Source organism: Formivibrio sp. oc-25 (assembly GCF_055810895.1).
This window is the reverse complement of record NZ_JBVVOL010000006.1, coordinates 23,774-44,873: the sequence shown is the minus strand read 5'-3', so window position 1 is coordinate 44,873 and position 21,100 is coordinate 23,774. Positions and strand designations below refer to the sequence as shown.

Annotated in this window: 16 protein-coding genes; 10 read left to right on the top strand and 6 right to left on the bottom strand. The window is 60.7% G+C overall.

All coding sequences use genetic code 11. The features are described from left to right. Window positions 1-32: 32 nt before the first annotated feature. The 4 genes from AC0KVQ_RS05605 to AC0KVQ_RS05590 form a co-directional block, all read right to left on the bottom strand. Complete coding sequence (locus tag AC0KVQ_RS05605; protein ID WP_473420158.1) at window positions 33-791, bottom strand: phosphatase PAP2 family protein; 759 nt, start codon at window positions 789-791, stop codon at window positions 33-35. Continuing rightward, window positions 776-2,425 carry a phosphoethanolamine transferase gene (locus AC0KVQ_RS05600; RefSeq protein WP_473420157.1) on the bottom strand — a complete coding sequence of 550 codons (1,650 nt, stop codon included), beginning with the start codon at window positions 2,423-2,425 and terminating at the stop codon, window positions 776-778. Before AC0KVQ_RS05600 ends, AC0KVQ_RS05605 begins: the two co-directional genes overlap by 16 nt. Window positions 2,426-2,520: 95 nt before the next feature. Then, the gene (locus AC0KVQ_RS05595; RefSeq protein ID WP_473420156.1) at window positions 2,521-3,822 is read right to left on the bottom strand and encodes a sensor histidine kinase; all 1,302 of its coding nucleotides are present in this window, start codon (window positions 3,820-3,822) and stop codon (window positions 2,521-2,523) included. Further along, window positions 3,785-4,465 carry a response regulator transcription factor gene (locus AC0KVQ_RS05590; RefSeq protein WP_473420155.1) on the bottom strand — a complete coding sequence of 227 codons (681 nt, stop codon included), beginning with the start codon at window positions 4,463-4,465 and terminating at the stop codon, window positions 3,785-3,787. Before AC0KVQ_RS05590 ends, AC0KVQ_RS05595 begins: the two co-directional genes overlap by 38 nt. Window positions 4,466-4,751: 286 nt before the next feature. Here AC0KVQ_RS05590 and AC0KVQ_RS05585 point away from each other — a divergent pair, with 286 nt between their 5' ends. From AC0KVQ_RS05585 to AC0KVQ_RS05575, 3 genes are all read left to right on the top strand, one after another. Further along, the gene (locus tag AC0KVQ_RS05585) at window positions 4,752-7,298 is read left to right on the top strand and encodes an ATP-binding protein (RefSeq protein WP_473420154.1); all 2,547 of its coding nucleotides are present in this window, start codon (window positions 4,752-4,754) and stop codon (window positions 7,296-7,298) included. Next, complete coding sequence (locus tag AC0KVQ_RS05580; protein WP_473420153.1) at window positions 7,295-8,491, top strand: putative bifunctional diguanylate cyclase/phosphodiesterase; 1,197 nt, start codon at window positions 7,295-7,297, stop codon at window positions 8,489-8,491. The genes AC0KVQ_RS05585 and AC0KVQ_RS05580 overlap by 4 nt, the downstream gene beginning before the upstream one ends. 100 nt (window positions 8,492-8,591) lie before the next feature. Next, window positions 8,592-9,359 (top strand): inositol monophosphatase family protein, encoded by a 768-nt coding sequence (locus tag AC0KVQ_RS05575; RefSeq protein ID WP_473420152.1) that lies wholly within the window; start codon window positions 8,592-8,594, stop codon window positions 9,357-9,359. 121 nt (window positions 9,360-9,480) lie between these two features. On the opposite strand, the gene AC0KVQ_RS05570 is transcribed toward AC0KVQ_RS05575, so the two are convergent. Continuing rightward, on the bottom strand, window positions 9,481-10,020 hold the full coding sequence (locus tag AC0KVQ_RS05570; RefSeq protein WP_473420151.1) for an NAD(P)H-dependent oxidoreductase: 540 nt from the start codon (window positions 10,018-10,020) through the stop codon (window positions 9,481-9,483). A gap of 81 nt (window positions 10,021-10,101) precedes the next feature. Then, window positions 10,102-12,882, bottom strand: coding sequence for a DNA polymerase I (polA, locus tag AC0KVQ_RS05565; protein WP_473420150.1), 2,781 nt, complete (start codon window positions 12,880-12,882; stop codon window positions 10,102-10,104). 77 nt (window positions 12,883-12,959) lie between these two features. Between polA and AC0KVQ_RS05560 the strand changes: the two genes are divergently transcribed. From AC0KVQ_RS05560 to AC0KVQ_RS05530, 7 genes are all read left to right on the top strand, one after another. Continuing rightward, window positions 12,960-13,694: an LOG family protein gene (locus tag AC0KVQ_RS05560; RefSeq protein WP_473420149.1), complete on the top strand. Its 735-nt coding sequence runs from the start codon at window positions 12,960-12,962 to the stop codon at window positions 13,692-13,694. A gap of 26 nt (window positions 13,695-13,720) precedes the next feature. Further along, the gene (locus AC0KVQ_RS05555; RefSeq protein ID WP_473420148.1) at window positions 13,721-14,029 is read left to right on the top strand and encodes a DUF2782 domain-containing protein; all 309 of its coding nucleotides are present in this window, start codon (window positions 13,721-13,723) and stop codon (window positions 14,027-14,029) included. Between the two features lie 81 nt (window positions 14,030-14,110). Beyond that, window positions 14,111-15,508 carry an FAD-binding oxidoreductase gene (locus tag AC0KVQ_RS05550; RefSeq protein WP_473420147.1) on the top strand — a complete coding sequence of 466 codons (1,398 nt, stop codon included), beginning with the start codon at window positions 14,111-14,113 and terminating at the stop codon, window positions 15,506-15,508. 75 nt (window positions 15,509-15,583) lie between these two features. Continuing rightward, window positions 15,584-17,770, top strand: coding sequence for a type I secretion system permease/ATPase (locus AC0KVQ_RS05545; protein ID WP_473420146.1), 2,187 nt, complete (start codon window positions 15,584-15,586; stop codon window positions 17,768-17,770). A 2-nt stretch (window positions 17,771-17,772) separates the two neighbouring features. Beyond that, complete coding sequence (locus AC0KVQ_RS05540; protein ID WP_473420145.1) at window positions 17,773-19,110, top strand: HlyD family type I secretion periplasmic adaptor subunit; 1,338 nt, start codon at window positions 17,773-17,775, stop codon at window positions 19,108-19,110. Then, window positions 19,107-19,715 carry a response regulator transcription factor gene (locus AC0KVQ_RS05535; RefSeq protein ID WP_473420144.1) on the top strand — a complete coding sequence of 203 codons (609 nt, stop codon included), beginning with the start codon at window positions 19,107-19,109 and terminating at the stop codon, window positions 19,713-19,715. The genes AC0KVQ_RS05540 and AC0KVQ_RS05535 overlap by 4 nt, the downstream gene beginning before the upstream one ends. Window positions 19,716-19,847: 132 nt before the next feature. Further along, on the top strand, window positions 19,848-21,100 hold a 1,253-nt coding region (locus AC0KVQ_RS05530; RefSeq protein ID WP_473420143.1), incomplete at its 3' end, for a retention module-containing protein.

Here is a 21,100-nt window from a genome sequence, read left to right as displayed (position 1 = left end):
CCCGGACTATCGGTTTTGCACAAAATCTTTCGTTATTTTTTGTTTTGATTGACCGTAGCTGACTGCAGGGGAAACAGCAGATAAGCAGCCAGCAGCACCAGCCACACCACCCAGGCCGACCACAGCGTATGCGAAACAAAATGTGCGCCGCGCATAGTCTGCGACCAGCCCATGCTGCCGCCCAGCAGCAAGGCGCCAAGCAGTGAGGCGTGTGCCCAGCGTGGCCGGTCATGGCGCAGGCCGAAATACAGCGCCATCAGCATAAATCCGGCCGAGGCATGCCCGCCAGGAAAACAGCGCCCCGGGGTGATGCCTGCCGGCAGCCGGTCGAACAGGGCCAGATGCGGCGCATAACCGCCATAGTCGGCAATATCCCACGGGCAATGATGAATGCTCTGGCTTTTGAGCAAGGCGATGAACTGGCTGGCAACCAGCATCGCCAGCCAGATCCAGGCCAGCCGTCCGCGCTCGCGACGCAGTTCCGCATTGAAGAAGGTGGCCACCCAGGCACCAAAGACCGCCACGCCGATGGCGATCATCGCCAGCTTCAGGCCGGTATGCATGCCAGCCGTCATCCAGATCACATCGCGCAGCGGAAACGAGCGCGATACCGGGTCGTAGTACCAGCGCTCGACCGCATCATCCCAGCCAGTTGCCGGGTATACCTTCCAAAGCAGCAGGCCCAGCAACAGCGGCAGCAGCAAATGCCAGAACCAGAAGCCGGCAGTGTGTGCGGCAAGCGTTGCCCGGATGCGTGCGCCATGCGCTTTAAGTTTCAGGATTTGCGACATGATTTGAACAGGTCCAGCGCTGGGTTGTATTCACGGGTGCTCACCTGCAGCAGGCCCAGCATCGAATGGAACAGATTGTCCTGGCTATGGGGCTGATTGCTGCGCTCGGCCAGGCAGGCGGTATCCAGGCCAAAATTGCGCTGATAACCCTCGGAAAACCACATCAGCATCGGTACATGCTTCTGCGCATCGGGCGCGATCAGATACGGCGTGCCATGCAGGTACAGATTGCGCTCGCCCAGCGATTCGCCGTGATCGGAAAGATAGATCATGGCGGTATCGACGCGATCGGCATGCCGGCGCAGGATATCGATCAGGCCGGAGAGCACCGAATCGGTGTAGCGCAGGGTGTTGTCGAAGGCGTTGACGATTTCCTGCGGTGAACACTGGTCAAGCTGGCTATTGCGGCAGACCGGCAGAAACACCTCGAACCTGTCCGGATAGCGCTTGTAATACGCCGGGCCGTGGCTGCCCATCATGTGCAGCACCAGCACCGTATCCCGACTGAGCGTATCGAGTTGTTCGGCCAAGCCATCGAGCAGGATATCGTCGAAGCATTCTTCGGCATTGCAGTATTGCTTCGCTCTGGAGCTGGCACGCAGGCTCTCGCTGCTCACCCGATCACACACGCCCTTGCAGCCGGATTGATTATCACGCCAGGTTACCGTGAGTCCGGCGTGTTGCAGCACATCGAGCAGGTTTTCGCGCTGCTGCGCGGTTTCCCGATCAAAATTTTCCCGTCCCAGGCCCGAAAACATGCAGGGCACCGACACGGCGGTCTCCGTACCGCATGAGGAAACTTTCGGGAAATTGATCAGGCCATTCTGGCGCGACAGCAAGGGATTGGTATCGCGTGCATAGCCATTGAGCGAAAAATGATCGGCGCGCGCGGTTTCGCCCACTACCAGCACCGTCAGTGATTTGCGCACATGGCCTGCCCAGGCCGCGCCCAGCCGGGCATCCTCGCCGATTTTTTGCAAGGTAGCCGGCTTGGCATTCAGGCGCTTGAAATAGCTGCTGGTGGCCTGGACATAGTTGATCGGCGTGAGCAGATACCGCAGTTCCTTGTGATTGCGCACCAAAGGTGCAAAGGTCTGGAAATACGTCAGCAGCAGTGCCGCTGCCAGCCCGAGCGACAGGATCGCAGCACCCAGCTTGTGCAACAACTCGCGGCGCGGGAGATGCCAGCGCAGCGGTACGCGCCACAGCAACCAGACCGGCAATCCTCCCAGCAGGCATACATAGGCAGCCAGTTTAAGCGTCAGCAGATCGCGCGTTTCGGCGACATCGGTCTCGAACGCATTGCGCACCATGTCGACATTGATCATCACGCCATACTGGTTCATGAAATAGGCCACCAGTGCAGTCATGAACAGCAGGACGGTCAGCACCGGCCGCAGTACATACGGCCAGGCCAGCAAGGTCAGCACCAGATTGAACAGCGCCAGCAGGCAGGCAAACAACGCGGCAATACTCAGCCAGCTCGCTGTGGTCAGCGGATATATCTGCAGCAGCCGGCTCCAGAACGGCACGTTGCAGAACACCAGCAAAAACGATACGGAGGCCAGCGTCAGCCATTCCGGCCGTATGGCCTGGATGGACGGAAAACGGGAGCGGATCGCGATCGGCAGCATGGACAACGCCTGGGAATACTCGGGCGTTCCACAATAAACAGGTGTGTGTGAGGAATTTGGCGCGGAAATGTGAGGATTGTGTGAGCAGGAAAAATCTACCCGGCGACAACACCAGCACCCTGCAAACAAACCCGCACTTCCGTGCCGACGCCGGGCTCGCTGTGCAAGGCATATTGCCAGCCACAGCGCTCGGCCACCGCGCGCACGATGGCCAATCCCAGCCCCATGCCATCAGGCAGATCGCAAGCACGGAAATGCCGCTCGAACACATGTGCCAGCTTGTCGGCGGGAATACCGATGCCGGTATCGCGCACGCTCAGCCAGCCGGCATCAAAGCCCACCGCAATGCTGCCGGCCTGGGTATAGCGCACGGCATTGCGCAGCAGGTTATCCACCAGCAGGGAAAGCAGCGCGCCATCGGTCTGCAACCTCACTGCGCTGGCCACCCGGTTTTCCAGCTGTATGCCGCGGATTTTGCAATCATCACGGTAATGATCCAGCTGTGATTCAACCAGCGCGTGCAGATCCACAGTTGCCACTGCCGTCGCCTGCGTACCGCGCGCCAGAAACAACAAGCCTTGCAGCCGTTTTTCCAGCTCGTCCACTGCGAGCACGATCCGCGTCGCCCGCACACGATCGCCGCCACTTTCCTGCAGCAGCTCGGCACTGGTGCGAATGCGCGTGAGCGGGGTACGCAACTCGTGGCTGACATTGGCGGTGAATTCGCGCTCGCGCGCGATCAGGGCGGCGTTGCGCTGGCGGTAATCATCGAGTGCGGCGGCCAGCAAGGCAACTTCGCGATCCTGGCCAACCTCGACCAGCGGCTGCGGATCTTCCTTGTCCAGCCGCTGCGCCAGTGCTTCCAGTTGCCGCAGCAGGATGGCGGCCAGCCGGTTGCCCAGCCATAAAGCCAGCAGCGATACCACCACCACGCCGCAGACCAGCGCCCACGCCAGATAGGCCAGGCGTTCTTCATGTTCGGTGGTGTTGTACAGCAGCCAGAACCGCTCGCCGGCATGATCGCGCACGCCGACATGGTATTCGGTATCGGCATCGAACCATTCGCGGTTGCCGGGCATGAAATGCTGCAAAGCTGTGGGCAAGCCGGCGGGTATCGTGCCCATCGGGGCATGGTACAAGGTCAGATGGCGTGGCAGCGCTTCTGCCGCATGCTCGGGCGCACTGCGGGTAATGCCATCGAGTGCAGTATTGACCACCTCATCGATCAGGTCTTCTTCCTGCTCTTCGCTCGCGGCAAACAAGGCCACCGCCTGGATCAGCAAGGCCAGTGTGCATAGCAGCGTAAACGCCCACATCAGGCGTCGGCGCAAGCTGTGCCGGCCGGAAAGCGCATTGGATTCAGGCATCGACATCCACCAGTTTGTACCCACGGCCATGCACCGTCTGCAGTGGGCAGCGGCCATCGGGCAGCGTCAGCGCACGGCGCAACAGCGACATCTGCGTGCGCAGCACATCGCTGGTTTCCTGTGTCTCTCCCCATACCTGTACTTCGAGTTCCTGCCGGCTAAAGAGGCGACCCGGCTGCCCCAGCAGCATCACCAGCAACTGCAGGGCCTTGGGCGGCAGGCTCAGTGACTTCGCTTGCCATTGCACAACACCACGATCGGGATCGTAATCCAGTGCGCCCAAGCGCAAGTGGTGGTCCACCACCCGGCCCTGGGCGCGTTTGACCAGAACCTGCAGACGAACCTCGACTTCCTTGAGGGCAAATGGCTTAACCAGGTAATCATCGGCACCGGCCTCGAAACCCGCCAGCTTATCGTCCAGGGTATCGCGCGCGGTCAGCATCAGGATCGGAATGGCCAGGCGCGCATCGCGGCGCAGGCGTTGCGCCAGCGTCAGGCCATCGATGCCAGGCAAACCAAGGTCGAGCACGATCGCATCAAACGGCTGGCTCGTGGCCAGATGCAAGGCCACCAGTCCGTTGAGCGCAGCATCAACTTCATGCCCGCGTGCACTGAGATAGTCATACAGATTGGCAGAAATGTCGGCATCGTCTTCGACGATCAGAATGCGCATATTGCATATCCAGAATGTGAATCCCGGGCGGATTCGCTGCTGCCAAGCATAGGCGCCGGTTCCGGCAGCGTAAAGACAAGCCAGTCGAGCTTGATCATCGCGGCAGCGACTGCTAAATAAATAGTTCTGCTTTTCATTCACTGCACTGACAAATACCCATAAATACCTGACAAGAAAATCTGGCAGGCACCAAGAGACTGTTCAGAACGTTGGGGCGAAAAGACTTTGAACAGGCGCTAAAACCGCTCAATATCGAGAAAACGCTGTGGGCTCTCTTTTCGAACGAATGAAGTTTTCACACAAGTTGATGCTGCTCGGCGGCATTGCCCTGATCCTGCTCGCGGCCCCCTCGCTGATGGTGATTCGCGGGGAGTTCGCCGCAATTGCGCGCGCCGAACGCGAAGTCAGCGGGCTGGCGCCGTTATGGTCCACGCTCAAACTGGTACAACAGACTCAGCTGCATCGAGGCTTGTCCAACCTGGCGCTGGGCGGCCAGGATGATTTGTTGCCGGACTGGGCGGATGCCCGCCAGAAAACCCATGCAGCGAGCCAGGAACTGCAACGGGCAGCGATACAACTCGACAACATTCTATTGCAGGAAAAGATCGCGCTTATCGGCAAACGCTGGCAAGCGCTGGTCGATCAAATCGAAGCGCAACAGATCAGCCGCGAGGAAAGTTTCCGCCTGCATACCGGTCTGGTTGCCGATTTGCTGGCACTGGTCGACGATATCGCCATCGACAGCGGTATCAGCCTGCACCAGGAAACCGCCGGCCACTATCTGCAGGCCGCCGTAGTGCAATATCTGCCGGGCGTAACGGAAAACCTGGGTCAGCTGCGTGCACACGGCGCGCTGGCTCTGTCGCGCCAGGAGGCCGGCGTGGAAGAGCGGCGCCAACTGGCGGCTCTGGCCGGCAGCATACAAAGCGATCTGTCCGCTGCACGCAAGGCGTTGCTGCTGGCGACCGCGAGCGATCCGGCCCTGCAGCAGCATCTGCAGGTGCCAATGGCGCAAGCATTGGCGCAGACTGGCAGTGCGCTCAGCCTGATCGACATGCATATCCTCTACTCAAGCCAGCTCTCGCTTCCCTACCGGGACTACTTCAACAACCTGACCCGCACGATCGATACCCAGTTCGGGCTGATCGAAGTATCGTTCCAGGCCCTGCAGGCACAGCTGAAAAAATCGGTTAAAACATCCAAACGGAGGCTAAGCTGGATCGGCCTCGGCTTGGCCGGGCTCTTGAGTTTGCTGGGGGCTACATTGCTGATCGTGATGCGCGCCGAATCAGCACGGCGGCAAAGCGATTTGCGCTTTCGGGCCATTCTGGATGCAGCGCCTGATGCCATCATCATTTCGGACAACGACAACCGCATCCTGCTGGTCAACCATGCCACGCAATCCCTTTACGCCACACCGGCAAGCGAGTTGATCGGCCAGCCGGTCAGCATCCTCTCGCCTGCAGATACCCGAGCCGCATTGCATGACGAGCTCATGTGCCTGCGCCAGTCCGACGACCACGCCAGCGTGGGCCAGACCCGGCAAATGCAGGGGCAAGCCCGCGGGGGTCGCCTATTCCCGATTGAGGTGACACGCAGCCTGCTCGACATGGAGGATGGCAGCTGGATCATCAGCGTGGTGCGTGACATTTCGGAACGGCAACAGCTCGAACAGCAACTGCTGCAAAGCCAGAAAATGGAAGCGATCGGCCAGCTGACGGGTGGAGTCGCCCATGATTTCAACAACCTGCTCGGGATCATCGTCGGCAATCTCGATCTGCTGGAACGCATCGTCGCCACGCAGCCCGCCGCACTGAAGCGGGTACATACCGCCCAGAAAGCCGCCCTGCGCGGTGCCGACCTGACCAAACGACTGCTTGCCTTCTCACGCCGCCAGCATCTGCAACCGGCCGCCGTGCAACTGGCGGACACCATCACCAACCTGGTGGAAATGGCAGCACGCACCCTGGGGCCAGATATCCGCATCGTGACCGATATCGAAACCACGACGCCCACCATCCATGTCGATGCCGCAGCACTCGAAAATGCGCTGCTGAATCTGGCCGTCAACGCCCGCGATGCCATGCCCGATGGCGGCACGCTCACGTTCAGCACGCATCGGGTCGAGCTGGATCAGGATTTCCCGGCCGTACATGCCGGCGAGATCGGGCCTGGCAGTTATGTCTGCCTGCGAATTTCCGATACCGGACACGGCATGACGCCAGAGCAGCTCAAACACGCATTCGAGCCCTTCTTCACCACCAAGGAGCGCGGCAAGGGCACCGGGCTCGGATTAGCCATGGTGTACGGCTTCGTCAAGCAATCCGGCGGTTACATCCGGCTCTATAGCGAGATCGGCATCGGCACGACGGTATCGATGCTGTTGCCGGTGGCTGATGAAAATGATGCGGTGGCACATGCCAGTCTGTCAGCCTCGCCGAACTATCAGGCAGTGCCGGGAATGGTGGCGCTGGTGGTCGATGACGAGCCCGATCTACTGGAAATCGCCACTACCCATCTGACTGAAATCGGCTACCGTGTAATACAGGCCACTGACGGTCCCTCCGCGCTGAGTGCACAGGCGCAAGCCGACAGAATCGATCTCTTGCTGACCGATGTGATCATGCCTGGCGGCATGAATGGCGTGAGACTTGCTGAGCAGATTCGTGCATTGCGACCCGGTATCCGCACGATCTACACCTCGGGGTTCCCGTCGCAAACATTGGCCGAACGCAACGGCACCCGCGTCGATGGGCCGTTGCTGAACAAGCCTTATGTCAAAGGCGAGTTTGTAAAGATGATCAGCCAAGTCATGGAAGAGACCCGCGCATGAGTGAATACACCCAACACTGCCGCCCACCGCGTATTGTCGTGATCGATGACGAGGCGGAAATCGGCGAACTGATCTGCCTGGCTGCCGAAGGCCTGGGCCTTGCCTGCACGGCAACGACCAGTGTCAGCAGTTTTTTTCATGCGGTCATGGCCGATGACGTGTGCGCTGTCATGATCGACCTGATGATGCCGGGTACCGACGGTATCGAACTATTGCGGCTGCTGGGTGCGGCCAAATACCGACAGCGTGTGATCCTGATCAGCGGTATCGACAAGAAGGTATTGCGCACGGCAGAAGAACTGGCGATCTCACTCGGCCTCAACGCCATCGGACGGCTGGAAAAACCCTTCCGTTTGACCGAAATCGAAACCCTGCTCAGCAGCATTCGCGATCAGGCCCCCTTGCCCCCGCAACTGCGCAGCCTGCCCAACCCCGTCACCGAAACCGAATTGCGGCGCGCCATAGAGCTGGATGAATTCGTGCTGCACTATCAGCCGCAAATCGACCTGGCCAATGGCCGTATCGCCGGTTTCGAGGCACTGGTACGGCTACTGCACCCGATTCGCGGCATTGTCTATCCGGATATGTTCATCGTCACCGCCGAACAGTTGGGCTTGATCGATGCCTTGACCGAACTGGTGATCCAGCGTGCGCTATCCGAATTTGGCCAGCTGGCGACCGTGGCAGACACTTCGCTTTCGATCAATATTTCTGCCCTGTCGCTGACCGACCTCAGCTTTCCCGACCGGCTCGATGCCCTGGCCGAACGCTACGCCGTGCCGCCCGCGCGCATCCTGATGGAAATCACCGAGACCGGCTTGATCTCGGAACTGCACAAGGCGCTCGACATCCTCGCGCGCCTGCGGCTCAAGCAGATCGGCCTGTCGATCGACGATTTCGGCACCGGTTACTCATCGATGGCGCAATTGCGTTGCGTGCCGGCCACCGAACTGAAAATCGACCAGAGTTTCATCCGCGAGATGCTCAGCGACCCGAGTGCGCGCACGGTCGTGGAGCAAAGCATAGCGTTGGGCCACAAGCTGGACATGCGCATCGTGGCCGAAGGCGTGGAAAGCGCGGAACAAGCCGATCTGCTGCGGCAACTCGGCTGCGATCTGGCCCAGGGTTACCACTTCAGCCCGCCGTTGCCCTTGTCCGAGCTGCAAAAGTGGATTGCAACGCGACCCGCATAAAATCCATTCACCCTGTCAACAGAATCTGGCCCGCCAGCGCATCCTGTTGGACAATAGCCTCTCTGGGGTCAGCCTCGACCCGCAATCTGAGGAGAACAACATGTCGGCACATGCCGAACTGGCCAGGCAGGTGGTACTAGAGGGCGGACGCATGATCCGCGCTGCTTTTGGCAATACTGGCTTTACCTTCAAGGGGCGGCAGGATTACCTGACCGAGACTGATGGCGCGGTCGAGCGCGTCGTGCGCGAGATGATCCTGGCACGTTTCCCGCAGCACGCGGTACTGGGCGAAGAAGAAGGCGGCGATGCCCAGGCGGCCGATTTGTGGATCATTGATCCGATCGATGGCACCGCCAACTTTGCCCGCGGCATTCCGCATTGCTGCATTTCGCTGGCCTACCTGCACGATGGACGCCCGCAGGTCGCCGCGATCTACGATCCCAATCACGATGAGCTTTTCTTTGCCGAGCGCGGCTTGGGCGCAACCAGCAACGACAAACCGATGGCGGTCAGCACGGTGGCCTCGCTGGATGAGGCCAGCGTCGAGATCGGCTGGTCGCTGCGTGCCACCGAACAATATGTGCCCCTGGTACAGACGGCCATCAATGCCGGTTGTGTGGTGCGGCGCACCGGGTCCGGGGCGATGGGGCTCGCTTACGTGGCATCAGGCCGGGTCGATGCCTACATCAGTGCGCACATGAATTCGTGGGATTGCGCTGCCGGCTTGCTGCTGGTGGAAGAAGCCGGTGGTCGCGTCAATGACTACTGGACGGAAAACGCCATCCTGCAGGGCAACGCCGTTCTGGCAACCAACGCACTGCTGGCCGAGCGAATTTCGCACTTTGCCGGGATTGCACTGCAGCCGTAGATCGGGTTTCAACCTGACGGCCTGCGGCCATCGATGTCGGAATGAATTCCGACCTACAGCCCCACTCCCGCATGCAGGTTGGGGAGAGGGAAAACAGCCAGAATATGCCTGAAGTGAATGGTCAGGCAGTTTGCGGCAGATGCGGCAACGCCAGCCCAACCGCCAGTTCGATGCGCTTCTCCAGCGCCGGGCTGGCGATCTTGTAATTCACGAAGTCGGCTTCGGTGGCATAAACGCCCAGCGGCAGGGTCAGCGCCTGCTTCATCGCCATGAGCGGACGCAGTTGCTGGTCGATCACCAGCCCGTGCAGCGGGCTGCCGCCGGTTGCAGCCAGCAGCGTTGGTGTGCCAGCCAGCGCATCCATGCCCATGAAATCGATGAAATGCTTGAATAGCCCGGTATAGGTGGCGCTGTAAACCGGGCTGGCGGCGATCACCAGATCGGCATTTTCCACGGCCACCAGATGCGCCTGCATCTCGGCTGGCAATTCGCCACGTTGCAGACAGCTTCCGATCACACGACCGATTTGTGAGATTTCGATCACGTGCGGGGTAATTGTGCGATGTTCGCCAATCTTGGCGAGCAGGGCTTCGCACAACACCAGGGTGCGGGAAGGGCGTTGCAGGCTGCCGCAAAGCACGGCGACTTTCAGGGCTGACATTGCAGTGGAATCCTTATGCATGAAGTGACCCGATCATGCAGCAGAAAGCATGCCATCGCTTTGCAGTGCAACAAACAACGCTCAGTGCGCCTCATCCCAGTTCATGCCCACACCTACTTCGGCCAGTAGCGGTACGGCCAGTTGCGCGACACCGGCCATGCGCCGTGGCAATTCCGCGCGCACCAGCGCGACTTCACCATCCGGCACTTCGAGCACCAGTTCGTCGTGTACCTGCAAGACCAGGCGTGACTGCAGCTTTTCCGTTTCCAGCCAGCGTGCTACCTCGATCATGGCGAGCTTGATCAGATCGGCAGCCGTGCCCTGCATCGGCGCGTTGATCGCAGCGCGTTCGGCGCCGGCGCGGCGCATCGGGTTAGGCGAGTTGATTTCCGGCAACCACAGGCGGCGACCGAACACGGTTTCCACATAGCCCCGGGATTTCGCCTCGGCGCGCGTGCGCTCCATATAGCTCGCCACGCCGGGGAAGCGGCCGAAGTAACGATCGATATAGGTCTGCGCCGCGCTGCGCTCGATTTCAAGCTGGCTGGCGAGCCCGAACGAGCTCATGCCGTAGATCAGGCCGAAGTTGATGGTCTTGGCGTAACGGCGCTGTTCGTGACTGACTTCATCCGGTGTGACACCAAACACCTCGGCGGCGGTGGCGCGGTGAATGTCGATTCCCTCGGCAAAGGCCTTGAGCAGCGCAGCGTCGTTCGAGAGATGCGCCATGATGCGCAATTCGATCTGCGAATAATCGGCGGAAACCAGCTTGCAGCCGGCCGGGGCAATGAAGGCTTCGCGGATACGTCGGCCTTCCTCGGTGCGCACCGGAATGTTCTGCAGATTGGGGTCGCTGGAGGCCAGTCGCCCGGTCACCGCCACGGCCTGGCTGAAGCTGGTATGTACCCGGCCCGTGGTCGGGTTGACCATCAGCGGCAGCTTGTCGGTGTAGGTCGATTTCAGCTTGGAGAGCGAGCGGTGCTCCAGCAGCACCTTGGGCAGCGGAAAATCGCGCGCCAGTTCCTGCAGCACTTCTTCATCGGTCGATGGCGCCCCCTTCGGCGTTTTTTTGATCACCGGCAGCTTGAGCCGCTCAAAAAAGATTTCGCCGATCTGCTTGGGGCTGGCCAGATTGAACGGCTGGCCGGCCAGTTCATACGCCTGGCGCTCGAGTGCGATCAGGCGCAGACCCAGCTCATGGCTCTGGCGCGAGAGCAGTTGCGGATCAAGCAGGATGCCGGTGCGCTCCATCCGGTACAGCACTTCGCGCGAGGGCAGCTCGATCTCGCGGTAGAGTTTTTCCAGCGCGGGTTCGGCCGCGAGCTTCGCGCCCAACGCTTGCCCCAGTCGGAAAGTGATATCGGCATCCTCGGCGGCGTAGGCCGTGGCGTCATCCACAGCCACCTCGTCGAAGCCGATCTGCTTGGCGCCCTTGCCGCACAGTTCCTCGTAGTGGATGGTGGTCTCACCCAGTTCCCGCGCGGCCAAGTCATCCATATTGTGCTTTTCGTGGCTGGCCAGCACGTAGGACATCAGCATCGTATCGTCGCTGATCCCGGCCAGTGCAATGCCATGATTGGCAAAGACGTGCTGATCGTATTTCAGATTTTGACCGAGCTTTTTGTGCTCGGCCGATTCCAGCCAGGGCTTGAGTTTCGCCAGCGCCAGATCGAGCGGAATCTGATCCGGGGCATCCGGCCCGCGATGCGCGAGCGGCAGGTAAGCAGCCTCGCCGGCCTGGATCGAGAAAGACATGCCGACGATGCGCGCATTGAGTGGATCGAGACTGGTGGTCTCCGTATCCACGGCCACCACCGGCGCGGCCAGCAAGCGGGCGAGCCAGGCATCGAGTCGCGTCTCCGTCAGGATGCATTCGTAATGACGTTCGACCCGGGCAGGCGGCACGGTCTCTGCCGGGGCTGGCGCGGCGGGCGGATCGGCAAACAGATCGGCGCCTGCAAACAGGTCGGTGGTGCCGGCCGCGGGCGCAGCCGCACTTTGCAGGTGCGCTTCTGCCTCGCGCGTCCAGGTTTTGAAAGCATAACGGCTGAACAGACCATGCAGTGCGGCCCAGTCATTGGCCTGCGGCTTCAGGCTTTCCACGCCCTGCGGCAGCTCGGCTTGCAGATCGACATCGCATTTGATGGTGACCAGTTGCCTCGCCACCGGCAGCCAGCCCAGCGTATCGCGCAAATTTTGGCCCACCACGCCCTTGATGCCCTCGGCATGGGCAATAAGTTGATCCAGCGTCCCATATTCGGCCAGCCACTTCGCGGCGGTCTTCGGCCCGCACTTGGGTACGCCGGGTACGTTGTCGACGGTATCACCGACCAGCGTCAGGTAATCAACGATCTGGTCCGGGCGTACGCCAAACTTTTCCAGCACGCCAGCCTCATCGAGCACTTCGCCCGACATCGAGTTTTCAATGCGCACATGCTGGTTCACCAGTTGCGCCATGTCCTTGTCGCCGGTCGACATGATGGTTTCAATGCCATGTTGCGTACCCCAGGCTGCAAGCGTGCCGATTACGTCATCGGCTTCCACGCCGTCGACCATCAGGATCGGAATGCCGAATGCGCGCACGGCAGCGTGGATCGGTTCGATCTGCACGCGCAACTCGTCCGGCATCGGCGGGCGGTGCGCCTTGTATTCGGGATAGAGGTCATCGCGGAAAGTCTTGCCCTTGGCGTCGAACACGCAGGCGATATAATCGGCCGGCGTTTTTTCCCGCAGCTTTTTGAGCATGTTGATAAAGCCGTACAGCGCATTGGTCGGTGTGCCATCGGGCGCGGACAGCGACTGGATCGCATGAAAAGCGCGGTAAAGGTAGGACGAGCCATCAATCAGCAACAAGGTGGGCATGTAAGAAAGCCTCTATACTTCAGATACGGGAAAACGCCTGCGCGTGCCCCGCGATAATGAAAAAACAGGAAACCGTCATGACCTTGCGCGACAAGTTGCCCCAAAGCCTGGCCCCGGCCATTCCCAACGACAGCTCCAGCCTGCTGGCACGCGAAGCCTGGCGCGTGTTCGGTATTATGGCCGAATTCGTTGAAGCGACCGAGCGTTTGCAATCGATCAGGCCGGCGGTGTCGATCTTCGGCTCGGCGCGCACGCCCGTCGACCACGAATACTACAAGCTCACCGAAACCATTGCGCGCCAGTTGTCCGATTCCGGTTTTTCGGTAATTTCCGGCGGTGGCCCAGGCATCATGGAAGCCGCCAACAAGGGCGCCTTCCACGGCAGTTCTCCCTCGGTGGGCCTGAACATCCAGTTGCCGCACGAACAGCACGGCAACCCGTATCAGGATATCTCGCAGACCTTCCGCCATTTCTTTGCGCGCAAGGTGATGTTCGTGCGCCACGCCAGCGCCTATGTGGTGATGCCGGGCGGTTTCGGCACCATGGATGAACTGTTCGAGGCACTGACCCTGATCCAGACCGGCAAATCGCGCAAGATTCCAATCGTGCTGGTGGGCAGCAGCTTCTGGGCCGGACTGGTGCAATGGCTGCGCAGCGCGCTGGCGGGCGAGGGCATGATCAGCCCGGAGGACATGGACCTGATCCAGGTCATCGATGAGCCGCAGGCCGTGGTCGATACCATTTTCAAATTCTACGAATCGCGCGGCTTCGAGCCTTCGGATGCCGAGCGCGAAATGCAGTTCAGCCTCTGACCGGACGGGTCGGGAAAGGAACCATCATGCGTCGCCTGTTACTGCTTGCCCTGTTGCCCCTGTTTGCCGTTGCCGCGCCCGCGCCAATCGACCCGCCACCGCCCCCCCCGTCGGCAGACAGCCCGGATGCGCAGCAGGTGCGCATCATCGAGCAGAAGGAAGCCACGATCACCGAATACCGCGCCAACGGCCGACTGTACAAGATCAAGGTACAGCCACGCATCGGCCCGGCCTACTACCTGATCGATAACGAAGGCAAGGGACGCTTTGATCACGGCGATAATCCGGCACTGGAAAACATGCCGGTACCGCGCTGGATACTGTTCGAATTCTGATTTACTCAAGCTTATTGCCGCAGGTCGGAATGAATTCCGACCTACGACGTCGTGCATTTTATTGCCTAAGACCACCTTCCGATGACCCATCCCGAATTCCTGTCCGCACTGCAAGCACTGCTGGGCACATCCGCCGTACTGACCGATCCGGCCGATCTGGCACCCTACTGCCTGGACCAGCGTCGCCGTTATCGCGGGCAGGCGCTGGCCCTGGCGCGCCCGGCCTCGACCGAGGAAGTCGCGGCCGTGGTGCGCCTGTGTGCTGAGCATCAGGTGCCGATCGTGCCGCAGGGTGGCAACACCAGCAATTGCGGCGCGGCCACGCCGGACGAAAGCGGGCAGGCACTGATCCTGTCACTGGAACGCATGAACCGGATACTGGAAGTCGATGCCGGCAACAACACCGTCACGGTCGAAGCCGGCGCCATTCTGGCTGACGTACAACAGGCCTGCCGCGAAGCCCGGCGCCTGTTTCCGGCGGACTGGGGTGCCGCCGGATCGTGTCGTATCGGAGGAGCGCTGGCGGTGAATGCTGGCGGCTTGAATGTGCTGCGCTACGGCAATATGCGCGAATTGACGCTTGGACTGGAAGTGATCCTGCCCGATGGCCAGATCTGGAACGGCTTGCGGGCGCTACGCAAGGACAATACCGGCTATGACCTGAAGCAGTTGTTCATCGGCTCGGAAGGCACGCTCGGCATCATTACGCGCGCGGTACTGCGGCTCTACCCACTGCCCACGGCGCGCGCTGCTGCACTGGTGGTCGTGCCTGATCCGCAGCAGGCACTGATGCTGTTGCGCAACCTGCAGGATCAGCTTGGCGACCGCATCACCTCGTTCGAGCTGATCGGCCGCACCTGCTTTGCGCTGCTGGAAAAGCAGTTCCCCGAATTGCGCCAGCCGTTCTCGCCCTTGCCGGAGTGGGCGGTGCTGATCGAGCTGAGCGATTGCGGCGATCACGAAGCGTTGAATGATCGCCTGCTGGAAGTGCTGGCCGAATCGGCGATCGAGGATGCGGTACTGGCGCGCAGCGAGAGCGACATCGAAGCACTGTGGCGCTTGCGCGAAGAGATCCCCGAGGCGCAGAAGCGCGAGGGTGTCAGCATCAAGCACGATATCAGCGTGCCGGTCAGCCGCGTGCCGGATTTTCTGGCCGCTTGCGCGCCGCGCATCATGGCGGCCTTTGCCGATGCCGAGATCGTTGCCTTTGGCCATCTGGGCGATGGCAACCTGCATTACAACGTGTTTCGTACCGACAAGAGCGCTGCAGCCTACCGGGACGAAGCCGCGATCAACACGATCGTCTACGACTGCGTGGCCGAATTTGCCGGCAGCTTCAGCGCCGAACACGGCATTGGCCAGCTCAAACCCGAAGCACTGGCGCATTATCGCGGCGGTATCGAATGGGCATTGATGCAGCAAATCAAGCAGTTGCTCGACCCCCACGCCCGCATGAACCCGGGCAAGATTTTTCGCTGATTGTTAATTATTTTGTGCGGCATGCCAGCGATGCTTTGATTAAACTGATAATAAGTCTTGTTGCCGGCGACGCCCATGAATCCGCAAGCCCACGCGCCCAGCGCTCCGTCTTCTCCCAATCCTGGCTGGCATACCCGTCAGCATGCTGCGCATTTTGATCCGCTGCTTGAATGCCTGATCGAACTCACCCGCATCCATGGCGAGCCCTGGTCGCGTGAATCGCTGGTGGCAGGGCTGCCGCTGGAAGACAACCTGCTCACCCCCTCCTTGCTGCCGCGTGCCGCAGCACGTGCCGGACTTTCCGCACGCGTCGTCCAGCGAGGCTTGAATGAAATTCCCGACCGGCTGCTGCCGGCAATACTGCTATTGAATGACCAGCGCGCCCTGTTGCTGCTGCAACGCCTGCCCGATGGTCAGCTTCAGGTTCGCTTCCCCGAATCGGGTGAAAGCGCAGAAAGCCTTACCCTGCCCGAGCTCGAAGCGCATTACACCGGTTTTGCGATATTCGTGCGCCCGCGCTATCGCTTCGATAGCCGTACCCCCGAACTGGGTCAGTTTCGGGGCCGGCACTGGTTCTGGAGCACGGTATATTCCAACTGGCGACTGTATCGCGATGCGCTGCTTGCATCGCTGATCGTCAATACCTTTGCCCTGGCGCTGCCGCTGTTCACGCTGAATGTCTATGACCGGGTAGTCCCCAACCATGCGATTGAAACGCTGTGGGTGCTGGCAATTGGCGTGGCGATTGCACTGGTGTTTGATTTTATCCTGCGCACGGCGCGTGCCTACTTCATTGACTTGGCATCGAAGCGTATCGACATCAACTTGTCCGCCCTGATCATGGAACGCGTGCTGGGCATTCGCATGGCTGTACGACCGGCCTCGGTAGGTTCATTCGCCGCCAATCTGCGCGCCTTCGAGGCTGTGCGCGACTTCATCGCCTCGGCAACGATCACTTCGCTGATCGATCTGCCATTTGCACTGATCTTTCTGCTGGTACTTGCCTGGATTTCGCCCTGGCTGGTCATCCCGCCGCTGGCAGGCATGGTGCTGGTCGTGCTGGTATCGCTGGTCACCCAGGGCAAGATCCGCAATCTGACCGAGCTCAGCCAGCGGGCGGTGGCCCAGCGCAACGCCACGCTGGTGGAAAGCCTGGTCGGCATCGAGACCATCAAGACCATGGGCGCGGAAGGCGAGATGCAGCGACGCTGGGAACGCGCCACGGTCTTTCTGGCCAGCGTGGGCGAACGCCTCAAGCTGTTATCGTCCGGCACCATCAACTTCGCCCAGGAAGCGCAACAGATTGTGTCGGTGATCATCATCATCGTCGGCGTGTATCTGCTGATCGAAGGCGAAATGAGCCTGGGAGGCATCATTGCGGCGTCCATGCTGTCCGGCCGCGCCATGGCGCCGCTGGGGCAGATCGCTGGCCTGCTCACGCAATACCACAACGCCCGCATTGCGCTGAGCGCGATTGAAACGCACATGCAATTGCCGGTGGAGCGGCCGCAGGACAGCAACTTCCTGCATCGCAGCGCATTTCGCGGGGAAATCGAGTTCCGCAACGTAACCTTCACCTATCCCGGCGCGGAAGAACCGGCCTTGCGCCGGGCCAGTTTTCACATCAAGGCCGGCGAAAAGATCGGCGTGATCGGACGCATCGGTTCGGGCAAGACCACGATCGAGAAGCTCGTCCTTGGCCTGTATCATCCGGACGAAGGTTCGGTACTGGTCGATGGCATAGACACCCGGCAAATCGACCCGGCCGAACTGCGGCGATCCATCGGTTTCGTCCCGCAGGATTCGCTGCTGTTCTACGGCACGCTGCGCGACAACATCGCCATGGGCGTACCGTTTGCCGAGGCACACCAACTGGTGAACGCCATCGAAATTGCCGGTCTGGCCGAATTCGTCAACCGCCATCCGCGCGGCTTTGACATGCTGATCGGCGAACGCGGCGATTCGCTCTCGGGCGGACAAAAACAGGCCATCTCGATTGCGCGCGCCGTCCTCAATGATCCCCCGTTGTTGCTGCTGGATGAGCCCACCAGCGCCATGGATTTCCAGAGCGAAGAGCAACTCAAAGGCAAACTGCGCCGCCTGGTGGCCAGCAAGACGCTGCTACTGGTTACGCATCGCACCTCGCTGCTGGAACTGGTCGACCGATTGATCGTGATCGATCAGGGCCAGATTGTGGCGGACGGACCGAAAGCCCAGGTCGTGGAAGCCTTGCAACAAGGGCGTATCGGAAAGGCGAGCTGACCATGAAACCAGCCAATCAAGATTCCGGATTACATGATCACGGCGATTTTCTGGCCGATGCGAGCTGGGCTGCGACCCAGCACAATCCGCGCGGCGCCCGCATCCTGGTCTGGGGCACCCTGTTGGCCCTTGGCCTGCTGCTGGTATGGGCCGCCTTTGCCCATCTGGACGAAGTCACCCGGGGCGAGGGCAAGGTGATTCCCTCACGCCAGCTGCAGGTGTTGCAAAGCCTGGATGGCGGCCTGGTACAGGAAATCCTGGTGCGCGAGGGCGATGCGGTCAAGGAAAACCAGATCCTCATCAAGATCGACCCGACCCGCTTTGAATCGTCTCTGCAGGAAAACCAGTCGCAGAACCTGGCGCTGCAGGCCAAGGCGGCCCGGCTGGAGGCGATTGCCTCGGGCAGACCGTTCGAATTGCCGGACGCGGTGGAAAAACAGATTCCGGATATCGCCGCGCAGGAACGCTCGCTCTACCTTTCCAAGATGGCCGAGCTGCAGGCTTCACTCGGCGTAGCACGCTCGCAACTGGCACAGCGCTCGCAGGAGCTCAGCGAGGTGCAGGCCCGCCGCGAGCAGGCATCGCAAAGTTATGACCTGACCCAGCAAGAGCTCAATGCCACCCGCCCCTTGCTCAAGAGCGGCGCGGTATCGGATGTCGACATCCTGCGGCTGGAACGCGATCTGGCGCGATACCGTGGCGAGCGCAACAGCGCCACCGCGCAGATTCCCCGCATCCAGTCCGCGATCAGCGAAGCCTCGCGCAAGGTACAGGAGGTCGAGCTGGCATTTCGCAACCAGGCCCGCTCGGAACTGTCGGACGTGATGGGCAAGCTCTCCAGCCTGTCCGCCGGCAGCGTCGGGCTGGCCGACCGCGTCAAGCAATCGGAAATCCGCTCTCCGGTCAACGGCACGGTCAAGCAGTTGTTCACCAACACCGTCGGCGGCGTGGTGCAACCGGGCAAGGACATCATCGCCATCGTGCCGAGCGAAGACACCTTGCTGTTGGAGGCCAAAGTCTTGCCGCGCGACATTGCCTTCCTGCGCCCCGGTCAGCCCGCGCTGGTGAAATTCACCGCCTACGATTTCGCCATTTACGGCGGGCTGGATGCCACGCTGGAACACATCGGTGCCGATTCGATTACCGACGATAAGGGCAATTCGTATTTTCTGGTGCGCGTACGCACCAAACATGCCTATCTTGAAGAAAGCGGAAAAAAACTGCCGATCATTCCCGGCATGATGGCCGAAGTGGATATCCTGACCGGCAAGAAGACCGTACTTTCCTACCTGCTGAAGCCCGTGCTGCGGGCCAAGGCCAGTGCACTGACAGAACGATGAATACCCTGCCAATCATTCTGATAACCGCCGATGACTACCTGCTGCGTCACTGGCAGGCGGCTGTCGCGCCCCATCCAACGGTACCGGCGGGACTCGACTGGCAAGCACCGGCACAAAGCTGCGTGCTGATCGATGCCGTCATGCCCGGCCTGCCGGCGCTGGGCGATCACTGGTGGCAAGCACGCACCGACCGCTACCGGATCCTGTTCACCCATACCGTACCGCAGGATACGCAAGCCTACGCCGCGCTGCAGGCCGGCTGCCGCGGTTACTGCCATGCACTGGCACCCCGCGCAACGCTGCAGCAGATTCTGGAGGTCATCAGCAACGATGGCATCTGGACTGGCCAGGCATTGTTGCAGCGCCTGCTGACCGGTTTGCAGCAATTACCCCGGCCAAGCGCCGCCCCCGATCTGCTCACCGTATTGTCCGAACGCGAACGCGAAGTGGCAATACAGGCGGCGCGTGGCGCGGCCAACAAGCTTATCGCACGCGAGCTCGGCATTACCGAACGCACGGTCAAGGCGCATCTCTCCTCCATTTTCGAAAAGCTGCACATCAAGGATCGGGTGCAATTGACCTTGCTGGTCAATGGCATTCGCTAAATTCCTGGAAAGACCCACCGCCTGTCGGCTGCACGTCACCTTCCTCGCCACCTGTACTTCAGGACAATAGCGACCGTTTTCTCCCCGGCCTAAGTTGAATACAAGCCCTTATTCCTGAGCGTGGAGAAAATCATGGCTGAATCTACCGTTGTTCCTGTTGCCGCAACCCAATCCGTCATCGTGATCGAAGGCGTGGCCTATGTACGCAATGCAACCGGCGGGCTGGTTCAGCTCAAACCGGGCGATCCGCTGCTCGATGGCCAGACGCTGATCACCGATGCGCAAGGGTTCGCCAAGCTGCAACTGCCCAATGGCGAAATCATCGATATCGGGCCGAATCGCGAAGTGCGCTTTGATACCGAAATGGCCAGCATGCCGCCGGTGGATCAGAGCGAAGCCAGCGTGGCCAGCGCCGGCACCGTCAGCGACCAGATTCTGGGCGCGCTGGAACAGGGCATTGACGTTACCACCGCCCTGGAGCCTGCCGCAGCCGGCCTGGTAGGCGGCCCTGGCGGCGCAGATGAAGGCCACGGTTTCGTGCGCCTGCTGCGCATCGTTGAAAATGTCAGCCCGCTCGCCTTCAACTTTGAAGCAGCTGTAGTTGAAGAACAGGAACTGATGCCACTGAGCGATCCGGATATCGTCGCACCGACGACTGCCAACGAAGCCCCGACAACCGACGACAAGAATGTATCCGGCAATGAAGATGGCGAACCGATTGCAATCACCCTCACTGGTGCGGATCTCGACGGTACGGTGGCAAGCTTCACCATCAACAGCCTGCCGGAAAACGGTACCCTGCTGTATAACGGCAACCCGGTGACCGTCGGCCAGGTGATTCCGGCCGCAGGCAACAGCGCCAGCCTCAGCTTCGTACCGGATGAAAACTGGAACGGCGATACCAGCTTCCAGTATGCGGCAACCGATAACGAAGGCCAGGACGATGCAACCCCAGCCACTGTCGACATCACGGTGAACTCGGTCAACGACCTGCCCGATGCCGTCAACGACAGCTATGAAGTCGATGAAGATGGCGTACTGACCGTGACGCCGGCCGGTGTGCTCGGCAATGACTCCATCGGTGGCGATGGTGGCACGCTGGCCGTGACCAGCTTCACCCAGCCTAGCCATGGCACCCTGACCCAGAATGCCAACGGCGGTTTCACCTACACCCCGGATGCCAACTACTTCGGTGCCGACAGCTACACCTACACCATCACCGATGCCAATGGCGATACCGACACCGCTACCGTCAGCATCACCGTCAAGTCGGTCAACGATCTGCCCGATGCCGTCAACGACAGCTATGAAGTCGATGAAGATGGCGTACTGACCGTGACGCCGGCCGGTGTGCTCGGCAATGACTCCATCGGTGGCGATGGTGG